8 protein-coding genes are annotated in these 9,068 nt (G+C 63.5%); 5 read left to right on the top strand and 3 right to left on the bottom strand.

Annotation, left to right across the window (positions count from 1 at the left end):
* The coding region (locus tag WCJ41_RS06985; RefSeq protein WP_336905123.1) for an MFS transporter at positions 1–783 on the bottom strand (783 nt) is incomplete at its 3' end.
* 246 nt (positions 784–1,029) lie between these two features.
* On the opposite strand from WCJ41_RS06985, the gene WCJ41_RS06980 reads away from it, so the two are divergent.
* From WCJ41_RS06980 to WCJ41_RS06970, 3 genes are all read left to right on the top strand, one after another.
* Positions 1,030–2,841, top strand: a complete 1,812-nt coding sequence (locus WCJ41_RS06980) for an ABC transporter ATP-binding protein (RefSeq protein WP_336905125.1) — start codon at positions 1,030–1,032, stop codon at positions 2,839–2,841.
* A gap of 67 nt (positions 2,842–2,908) precedes the next feature.
* Positions 2,909–3,568 carry an OmpA family protein gene (locus WCJ41_RS06975; protein WP_336905122.1) on the top strand — a complete coding sequence of 220 codons (660 nt, stop codon included), beginning with the start codon at positions 2,909–2,911 and terminating at the stop codon, positions 3,566–3,568.
* A gap of 88 nt (positions 3,569–3,656) precedes the next feature.
* Complete coding sequence (locus WCJ41_RS06970; protein WP_336905121.1) at positions 3,657–4,607, top strand: 50S ribosomal protein L11 methyltransferase; 951 nt, start codon at positions 3,657–3,659, stop codon at positions 4,605–4,607.
* Positions 4,608–4,612: 5 nt separating this feature from the next.
* On the opposite strand, the gene WCJ41_RS06965 is transcribed toward WCJ41_RS06970, so the two are convergent.
* Complete coding sequence (locus WCJ41_RS06965; protein ID WP_336905124.1) at positions 4,613–4,756, bottom strand: DUF1127 domain-containing protein; 144 nt, start codon at positions 4,754–4,756, stop codon at positions 4,613–4,615.
* A gap of 497 nt (positions 4,757–5,253) precedes the next feature.
* Positions 5,254–5,463 (bottom strand): cold-shock protein, encoded by a 210-nt coding sequence (locus tag WCJ41_RS06960; RefSeq protein WP_336905120.1) that lies wholly within the window; start codon positions 5,461–5,463, stop codon positions 5,254–5,256.
* A gap of 272 nt (positions 5,464–5,735) precedes the next feature.
* Here WCJ41_RS06960 and WCJ41_RS06955 point away from each other — a divergent pair, with 272 nt between their 5' ends.
* Together WCJ41_RS06955 and WCJ41_RS06950 are read left to right on the top strand one after the other, a co-directional pair.
* Positions 5,736–7,244, top strand: coding sequence for a bifunctional UDP-sugar hydrolase/5'-nucleotidase (locus WCJ41_RS06955; RefSeq protein ID WP_336905119.1), 1,509 nt, complete (start codon positions 5,736–5,738; stop codon positions 7,242–7,244).
* Positions 7,245–7,283: 39 nt separating this feature from the next.
* Positions 7,284–9,065, top strand: coding sequence for an aminopeptidase P family protein (locus WCJ41_RS06950; RefSeq protein ID WP_336905118.1), 1,782 nt, complete (start codon positions 7,284–7,286; stop codon positions 9,063–9,065).
* The last annotated feature ends 3 nt before the right edge of the window (positions 9,066–9,068 follow it).

The raw sequence follows: 9,068 nt of genomic DNA, 5'->3' as shown, positions 1-9,068 counted from the left end.
CCGGAAGGTTTCGATCCTGAGCAGCGACAGATCGAGGATGGGATGCTCGGTACGCCGCGCATGGCGGACGTAGAGGCCCGTCATCACCGCGCCGAACAGCACCAGCAGCGTGGGCGTCCAGCCGGGCAGCAGGTCACGCCCCATGACGGTGAGGCCAAAGATGAAGGAGGACAGGCCGAGGCCGGAGAGCAGGAAGCCCACCGTGTCGAGCTTGGGCACCTTGTCGACATGGGTGTCCGGCATCAGCACGGTGGCCAGCACGAAGGCGAGGATGCCGAAGGGCAGGTTCATCCAGAACACCCAGCGCCAGCCCACCGTGTCGGTGATGAAGCCGCCGACCGGTGGCCCGACCAGCGGGCCGATGAGGGCGGGAATGGTGAGCCAGGCCAAGGCATCGACCAGTTCCGCCTTGGGCACGGTGCGCAGCAGGATGATGCGGCCCACCGGCACCATCATGGCCCCGCCCACGCCCTGCAGCGCCCGGGCTGCCACGAGGCCGCCTAGCGAATTGGCCATGCCGCAGGCCAGCGAGCCGAGCGTGAACACCGCAATCGCCACCCGGAACACGTTACGCGAGCCGAAACGGTCCGCCAGCCAGCCGCTGACCGGGATGAAGACGGTGAGGCTGAGCAGATAGGTGGTGAAGGCCAACTTCAGGACGATCGGGTCGGTTCCCAGCGACTTGGCGATAGCCGGCAGCGAAGTGGCGATCACCGTCGAATCCATGTTCTCCATGAACAGCGCGGAGGCGATGATGAGGGGGATCAGCCGGGAGGACGACATGGCGCCTCAATAACACGAGAGCCGACCGGGCTTTCATGCCGATATCGCAAAGGTGGCAAGGGGCTGGCAGGGCTCCCCGCCCCTTTCCGGCCCGAATTCCCGGGTTTATAAGGGACTTCACATTGAATCAGGCAGTCTTGGCGCGCTTCCTGCCGTCCGCGCGCGCCCCGGAGTATTTCGTTGATCGACCGTTTCTTCACCTGGCTCGAGTCGCTGGTTGACCCCTTCCCGTCCGAGCAGCCGGAAATGCCGCCGGAGGGTTTCCTCGCGTTCTGCTGGCATTACACCAAGCCGTTCTGGCCGCTGCTGCTGGTCTCCACCCTGCTCTCCGCCATCATCGCCCTCATCGAGGTCTATCTTTTCGCGTTCCTCGGCAAGCTCGTTGACGTGCTGACGGCCGCCAACCGCGCAACTTTCTGGCAGGACCACGGCATGCAGCTGCTGGGCATGGGCGCCCTTGCCCTGATCCTGCTGCCCATCCTCAACTTCTTCTCCGAGGCCGTGGCGCACCAGGGCCTGCGCGGCAACTATGCCATGCGCATCCGCTGGGTGGCGCACCGCTACGTGCTGCGCCAGTCGATGGACTTCTTCACCAACGATTTCGCGGGGCGCGTGGCCACCAAGGTGATGCAGACCGCACTCGGCGTGCGCGACGCGGTCATGAAGTTCACCGAGGTGCTGGTCTATGTGATCGTCTACTTCCTCGGCGCGCTGATCCTTGTCGCCACCGCCGACCGCTGGCTGATGATTCCGCTGCTGATCTGGCTGGCGGGCTATGCCGTTGCCTGCTGGTACTTCGTGCCGAAGCTCGGCAAGCTTTCCCAAGTGCAAGCCGAAATGCGCTCGCTGGTGACCGGCCGCGTGGTGGACAGCTACACCAACATCCCCACCGTCAAGCTCTTCGCCCACACCGACCGCGAGGACGGCTATGCCCGCGAAGGCATGGACTGGATGCTGAAGTCGGTGAACGACTCGATGCGCATGTCGACGCTGATGACGACGGCGCTGCAGGTGCTGTCGGGCGTGCTGATCTTCACCATGTCGGCAATGGCGATCTGGCTGTGGCACGCTGGCTCGATTTCAACGGGCGCCATCGCCTTCGCGGTGGGCCTCACGCTGCGCCTGAAGGCCATGTCGCAGTGGATCATCTGGGAAGTGGCCGGGCTGTTCGAGAGCGTCGGCGTCATCCAGGACGGCATCGAGACCATCGCCCGCGACCGCTCCATCAAGGACGTGCCGGACGCCAAGCCGCTCGTCGTGAAGGACGGCGCGATCCTGTTCGATCACGTGACCTTCAACTATGGCAAGCCGCTGAGCGGGCGTGACAGGCCGGTGCTCGATCAGCTGACGTTGTCCATCGCGCCGGGCGAGAAGGTGGGCCTCGTCGGGCGCTCGGGTGCGGGAAAGTCGACGCTGACCAACCTGCTGCTGCGCTTCTACGACATCGAGAAGGGCCGCATCCTGATCGACGGGCAGGACATTTCGCAAGTGGCGCAGGATTCGCTGCGCGCGTCAATCGGCGTCGTGACACAGGACACGTCCCTGCTGCACCGTTCGGTGATCGACAACATCCGCTACGGCATGCCCGATGCAAGCATGGCGGAGGTGGAGGCGGCGGCGCGCAAGGCCCATGCCGACGAGTTCATCGCCTCGCTGATGGACCCCAAGGGCCGGCGCGGCTACGAGGCGCATGTGGGCGAGCGCGGCGTCAAGCTTTCAGGCGGCCAGCGCCAGCGCATTGCCGTTGCCCGGGTGCTCTTGAAGAACGCCCCGATCCTGGTGCTCGACGAGGCGACGAGTGCCCTCGACTCCGAGGTCGAGCAGGCGATCCAGGAAAATCTCTACGCGCTCATGGAGGGAAAGACCGTGATCGCCGTCGCGCATCGCCTGTCCACCATCGCGGCGATGGACCGCCTCGTCATCATGGACAAGGGCGTCATCGTCGAGGACGGCACGCATCGCCAGCTCCTCGAGAAGGGCGGGCTCTATGCCTCGCTGTGGCAGCGCCAGTCGGGCGGCTTCCTCGTGGAGGACGAGGACCTCGAGGCGGCCGAATAAAATCTTTCTTTTGACTCATTGCCGCCATACCGACAGGCGATTGGCGATGTGTTGCAGTGGGGAAAACATGCTTCGCAAATTCGGGCTCGTGGCAATCGCGGCCACATTTCTCGCCGGCTGTTCCACCGATCCTTACACGGGTGAGCAGAAGATCTCGAACACCGCCGTGGGCGCCACGGCAGGCGCCCTGCTGGGCACCGCCACGGGCCTCGTCATCGGCAAGACGACATCGGCCTCAACCCGCAAGTCGATGCTGATTGGCGCGGGGCTCGGCGCACTCGCCGGTGGCGGCGTCGGCCTCTACATGGACAATCAGGAATCGAAGCTGCGGGCCAGGCTGCAGGGCACCGGCGTCTCCATCACCCGCGTGGGCGACGACATCATCCTCAACATGCCCTCCAACATCACCTTCGACACCGACCAGTCGGCGGTGAAACCGCAGTTCTACGACACGCTGAATTCGGTAGCGATCGTACTGCGCGAATTCAACCAGACGCTCATCGACGTGACCGGCCATACCGACTCGACGGGCTCGCCGCAGCACAACCAGCGCCTCTCCGAGGCGCGTGCCGGATCGGTGGCGGACTATCTCGTGGCGCAAGGCAATAACCCACAGCGCTTCCAGGTGATCGGCATGGGCCAGAACGATCCCATCGCCAGCAACACCACGCCCGAGGGCCGCGCCCAGAACCGGCGCGTGGAGATCAAGATCGTTCCACTGACCTGACGTTGATGGCCAGGTCGCGCCCGGTCATGATGAGGCATCATCATGCGCGGGCTTGACCCGCGCATCCTTTTCGGCCCAAACGGCCTCCATGACCGAAGCCCGTTTCACGCTCACCCTGCCCGCGCTTTCCCACGATGCCGCGAACGTCCTCGCTTCTTCCCTAGAGGAGAATTTCCGCATCGACCCGATGGCCATCACCATCAACGAGACAGACGAGGTGAAAAGGCTATGGGAAGTGGCACTCTATTTCGCCAGCGCGGACGAGGCGGAGGACGCCAAGACCCTGGATGAGCTGAAGGACGGCCTCATTGCCCCCATGCCGCAGCAGGACTGGGTGCGGCAGTCGCTGGAAGGACTTGCCCCCGTCACCGCCGGGCGCTTCTTCCTGCACGGCTCGCATGACAGGCACCGCCGTCGGCCGGGCGGCATTGCACTTGAGATTGATGCCGGCACCGCTTTCGGCACCGGCCACCACGGCACCACGGAAGGCTGTCTGCTGGCCCTCGACCGCATCCTGAAGCGGCGAATGCCTTCAAACATCCTCGACGTGGGCTGCGGCACCGGCGTGCTGGCCATTGCCGCCGCCAAGGCCACCGGGCGCCCCGCCTTGGCCAGCGACATCGACCCGGAAGCCGTGAAGGTGACGGTCGCCAATGCCGCGCTGAACGGGGTGAAGCCGCTGATCGGCAGCTTCGTTGCCGCCGGCCTCAGCCACCCGCGCATCGCAGGTGGCGGCCGCTATGACCTGATCTTCGCAAACATCCTGGCGCGGCCGCTTGTGGCACTCTCGACGGGCCTCGCGCGGGCGCTGGCTCCCGGGGGCGACCTCATTCTCTCCGGCCTGACGCTGGAGCAGATGCGCTGGATCGAGGCGACTTATGAGTCACGCGACCTGGTCCTTGCCGGGCGCATCACGCGCGGCAACTGGGCCACCCTCGTGTTCACCCGCGCGCAAAAGCAAAAGTGCCCGGGCGGGAGGACACCCGGGCGCTTGCTTGTAGCTGGCTCCAGAGGAGCCGGCTGGGAGTTCGATTGCTGAGGCGCTTAGGCGCCCCAGACCATCTTGGAAATTTCCGAACGCTTCATTCCGATGTCGGCCAGAAGCCGGTCATCGAGCTGGGCCAGCTGGCGCTCAGCGCGCCTGCGGGCCAGGTAGGTCTTGACCCGGCCGAACAGACCGGAACCCATGTTGTAGCCTTCGTTGCGGACCGTCTCGCGGCCGTAGGTGATCGTGGTCATCGTCATTCTCCTGCTCATCTCTCAAAATCCGGGCCATTTGGGCCGTCGGCGATTTTTCGAGGGTTGATTGTGCATTGCACTGTTGGTTGCTCATATAGAGAGCAGTTGCAGCACAAACCAGATGCAGCTTTGCGGTTCAGTCATGCGTAAAACATATGACGTGAATGTCGCTCAAGCTTCCCCGAATGCATCCGTCTACGCCGCTGTTCTAGAGTTGGATTACGTCGGTTTTATTGCAGTAAGTGACTTATTTCGGCTCAAGAACTTAATGTCCGTTAACCAGTCTCGTTTGCGCTAAAGAGTGTCGTTTTTAGGCAATTTACATGCTTTCAACGCATGAACCGAGAACACTTCATGCTGCATTGCAATATCACTCGCTGGGCGCGACGGAAACGAAAATGCCCGGCCTCTCGGCCGGGCATGAAGCTTGAAATCTGGAAACCGGTTCAGGCGGCGACGAGATTGCCGGCTGAAGCGCGACCCGTGCGCTTGTCCGTCACCACCTCGAATGAGACCTTCTGGCCTTCATTGAGGGTGCGAAGACCGGCGCGCTCAACGGCGGAGATGTGCACGAAAATGTCCTTCTGGCCGTTGTCGGGCTGAATGAAGCCATAGCCCTTCTGCTCGTTGAACCACTTCACAGTACCCGTATCCATGGGCGTCTTCCTTACATTGGGTTGTCCTCAGCCCTGACGTGATCCGATGAGGCGCGCCAGGACACTGGTCGAGAATTGGAGGAGTCTTGCGTGCGCGGCCCAGCGGGGAAGCGAAGCGGCCAATCTTCCGGCCCAGTTTTCGATAAAGGAATTTATGTCGTAGTTCATTCTCAGGTGCAAGATCAATTGCAGGTGTTTGTTTGCACGATCTGCCAGGCTGGATCGAAGCCAATTTTCGGGTAAGTTCTGAACCCGGATTTAGGGAGAGCTCCATGCACCTTCGCCGCACCATTCTGCTGGCCACCCTGCTCGCAACGGCAACCTTCCTCACACCGGCCAGCGCCGAGACGGTGAACCTCACCTTTCTGCTGACCAACGATATCTACAATATGGAGAATGACACGGGCCGCGGCGGATTCGCCCGCTTGAACGCCGTTGTGAAGGCCGAGCGCGCCAAGGGTGGCAACGTGATCTACGCCCATGCCGGCGACTTGATCTCGCCCGCCCTGCTCTCGGGCCTCGACCAGGGCGAACACACGATCGCCCTCACCAACTTGGCGCCCCCCGACATCTTTACCCCCGGCAATCATGAATTCGACTTCGGCGAGCAGGTGTTCCGCAAACGGATGAGCGAGGCGAAGTTCCCGCTCTTCGCCGCCAACATGCGTGACCGGAACGACCAACCGCTGCAAGGCTTCAAGGATTCCGAGATCCGTGACTTCGCTGGACTGAAGGTTGGCATCGTAGGCCTCACGGCGGACGATAGTCCGGTAAAGTCGGGGCCCGGCGACAACCTCGTCTTCGCCCCCACCTTCGAGACCGCGCTGGCCAAGGCAAAGGAGCTGAAGGCTGCAGGTGCGGACCTGATCGTCGCCGTCGCCCATGCCAAGCGGGAGCTTGATCTCAGGCTCTACGAAAGCGGTGTCTTCGACATCATCCTGTCGGGTGACGACCATGACCTCGCCCTGCTCTACGACGGCCACACCGTGCTGGCGGAATCAATGACCGAGGCCAACTACGTCACCGCCATCGACGTGAGAGCGGATGTCACCGAGAAGGATGGAAAGCGCAGCGTCACCTGGTGGCCAGACTTCCGGGTGATCGACACGGCGGAGGTGACACCCGATCCCGAGACCCAGGCCCGCATCGACGCCTACAAGAAGGAACTGGATGAAGACCTCAGTGTCGTCATCGGCACCAGCTCGGAGCCACTCGACAGCCGCAAGGCCATCCTGCGAACGCAGGAGGCGGCCATTGGCAACCTCGTTGCCGACGCGCTCCGCGCCCAGACGCAGGCCGACATCGCCATCGTCAACGGTGGTGGAATCCGCGGCAACAAGCAATATCCGGCAGGCACGCAGCTCACGCGGCGTGACATCCTGTCCGAGCTTCCCTTCGGCAACCGCACCGTCAAGCTCACCGTGACCGGCGACATGATCAAGGCTGCCCTGGAGAACGGCGTCAGCGACGTTGCCAATGCCGCCGGCCGCTTCCCGCAGGTTTCCGGCCTCAGCTTCACCGCAGACCTCATGCGGCCCGTGGGTCAGCGCGTCGACAACGTGATGATCGCCGGCAAACCCCTTGACCCCGCGGCCACCTACACGCTCGCCACCAACGACTACATGGCCGGCGGCGGTGACGGCTACACGGCGCTTGAAGCCGGAACTTCCCTGCTCGGCGCCCGCGACGGCAGGCTTATGGCAAACGATGTGATGGCTTACATCACCGCGCAGAAGACGGTGGCCCCGAAGGTCGAAGGCCGTATTGGCCTCAGGATGTAGGCGTTGCACGACGCGAGGAACGCAGGCTAAGTTTTGGTCATGACTGACACCCACAAGACTCGCGTCGCCCTGCTACGCGCCGAACTGAAGCGGCAGAAGCTCACAGGTTTCTTCGTCCCCCGTGCCGATGAATTCCAGGGCGAATATGTGCCCGCCTATGCCGAGCGGTTGCTCTGGCTCACCAATTTCCGCGGCAGTGCCGGCATTGCCATCGTGACGCTGAAGAAGGCGGCGATCTTCGTAGACGGGCGCTACGTGATCCAGGTACGTCAGCAAGTGGACGAGAAGATATTTGCGCCCTTCCACCTGATGGAGGAGCCGCCTGCCCAATGGATAGCCAAGAACCTGAAGAAGGGTGATCGCCTGGGCTTTGACCCGTGGCTCGTGACCGCCGACCAGGCGAAGCGCTTCCACGAGGCCTGCGCAAGCGTTGGCGCGAGCTTCGTGGCCGTCGACAGCAATCCCATTGACGCGGTATGGAAGGACCAGCCGCCGCGTCCTTCCGCTGAACTCGCTACCCAGCCCACGCAGTTTGCGGGCAAGACGGCGGCGGAGAAGATCAAGGACCTGCGCGCGGGTCTCGCGAATGTCGACGCGGTGGTGCTGACACAGCCGGACTCGGTGTCGTGGCTGTTCAACCTGCGCGGCTTCGACGTGCCGCACACGCCGGTGGTGGCGGCCTATGCGATCCTGCCCGCCAAGGGCAAGGCGCAGGTCTTTATTGCGCGGCAGAAGCTTACCGAGGAGGTGAAGCAGCATCTCAGGGCCATCGCCACCACGCATGAGCCCAAGGACATCGGCGCGGCGCTGAAGGCGCTCGGCAAGGCCCGGACCCGCGTGCTGATCGACCCCGCCTGGACGCCGGAGCGCATCCGCGAGCTGCTGGTGAAGGCCAAGGCCACTGTGGTGACGGGCGCCGACCCGGTGTCGCTGCCCAAGGCGCGCAAGAACGCGACGGAACAGGAGGGCGCGCGGGCCGCGCAGAAGCGCGACGGCGTAGCCGTGAGCCGCTTCCTCCACTGGCTGGAGGGTGAGGCGCCGAGGGGTGACCTCACCGAACTCGACGTGGCGGCGAAGCTCGAGGCCTTCCGCGCCGAAACCGACGAATTGAAGGACTTGTCATTCGAGACCATCCCTGCCTCTGGCCCGCATGCGGCGATCCCGCACTACCACGCGACGGAGGAGTCAAACCGCAAGCTCGGCCGCAACGAGATTTTCCTCATCGATTCAGGCGCGCAATATATCGACGGCACGACGGACATCACCCGCACGGTCATCGTCGGCACGCCCAGCCCCGAGATGAAGGACCGCTTCACCCGCGTGCTGAAGGGCATGATCGGCCTCAGCATGGCGCGCTTCCCGAAGGGCACCACAGGTTCGCAGCTCGACATACTCGCGCGCCAGCACCTGTGGAATGCCGGCCTCGACTTCGACCACGGAACCGGTCATGGCGTGGGCGCCTATCTCTCGGTGCATGAAGGCCCGGCGCGCATCAACAAGTCGGACCGCACGCCTTTGGAACCCGGCATGATCCTCTCCAACGAGCCGGGCTTTTACAAGCAGGGCGACTATGGCATCCGCATCGAGAACCTCGTGATGGTGCATGAGGCGAAACCCGTCACCGGCGGCGAGCGTCCCATGCTCGGCTTCGAAACACTGACGCTGGCGCCGATCGACCGGCGGCTGATCAATGTGGCGTTGCTCTCAAAGGAAGAATGCCAGTGGCTCGACGCCTATCACGCGCGGGTGCTGAAGGAGGTGGGTGACCATCTGGAGGGCGACAAGCTGGTGTGGCTGACGAAGGCCTGCGCGCCGCTTTAGCGG

This window comes from Aestuariivirga sp., from assembly GCF_037139295.1.
GTDB lineage: Bacteria > Pseudomonadota > Alphaproteobacteria > Rhizobiales > Aestuariivirgaceae > Aestuariivirga.
Note: the sequence above shows the minus strand (reverse complement) of the source record. Positions and strands in the feature narration are given on the sequence as shown.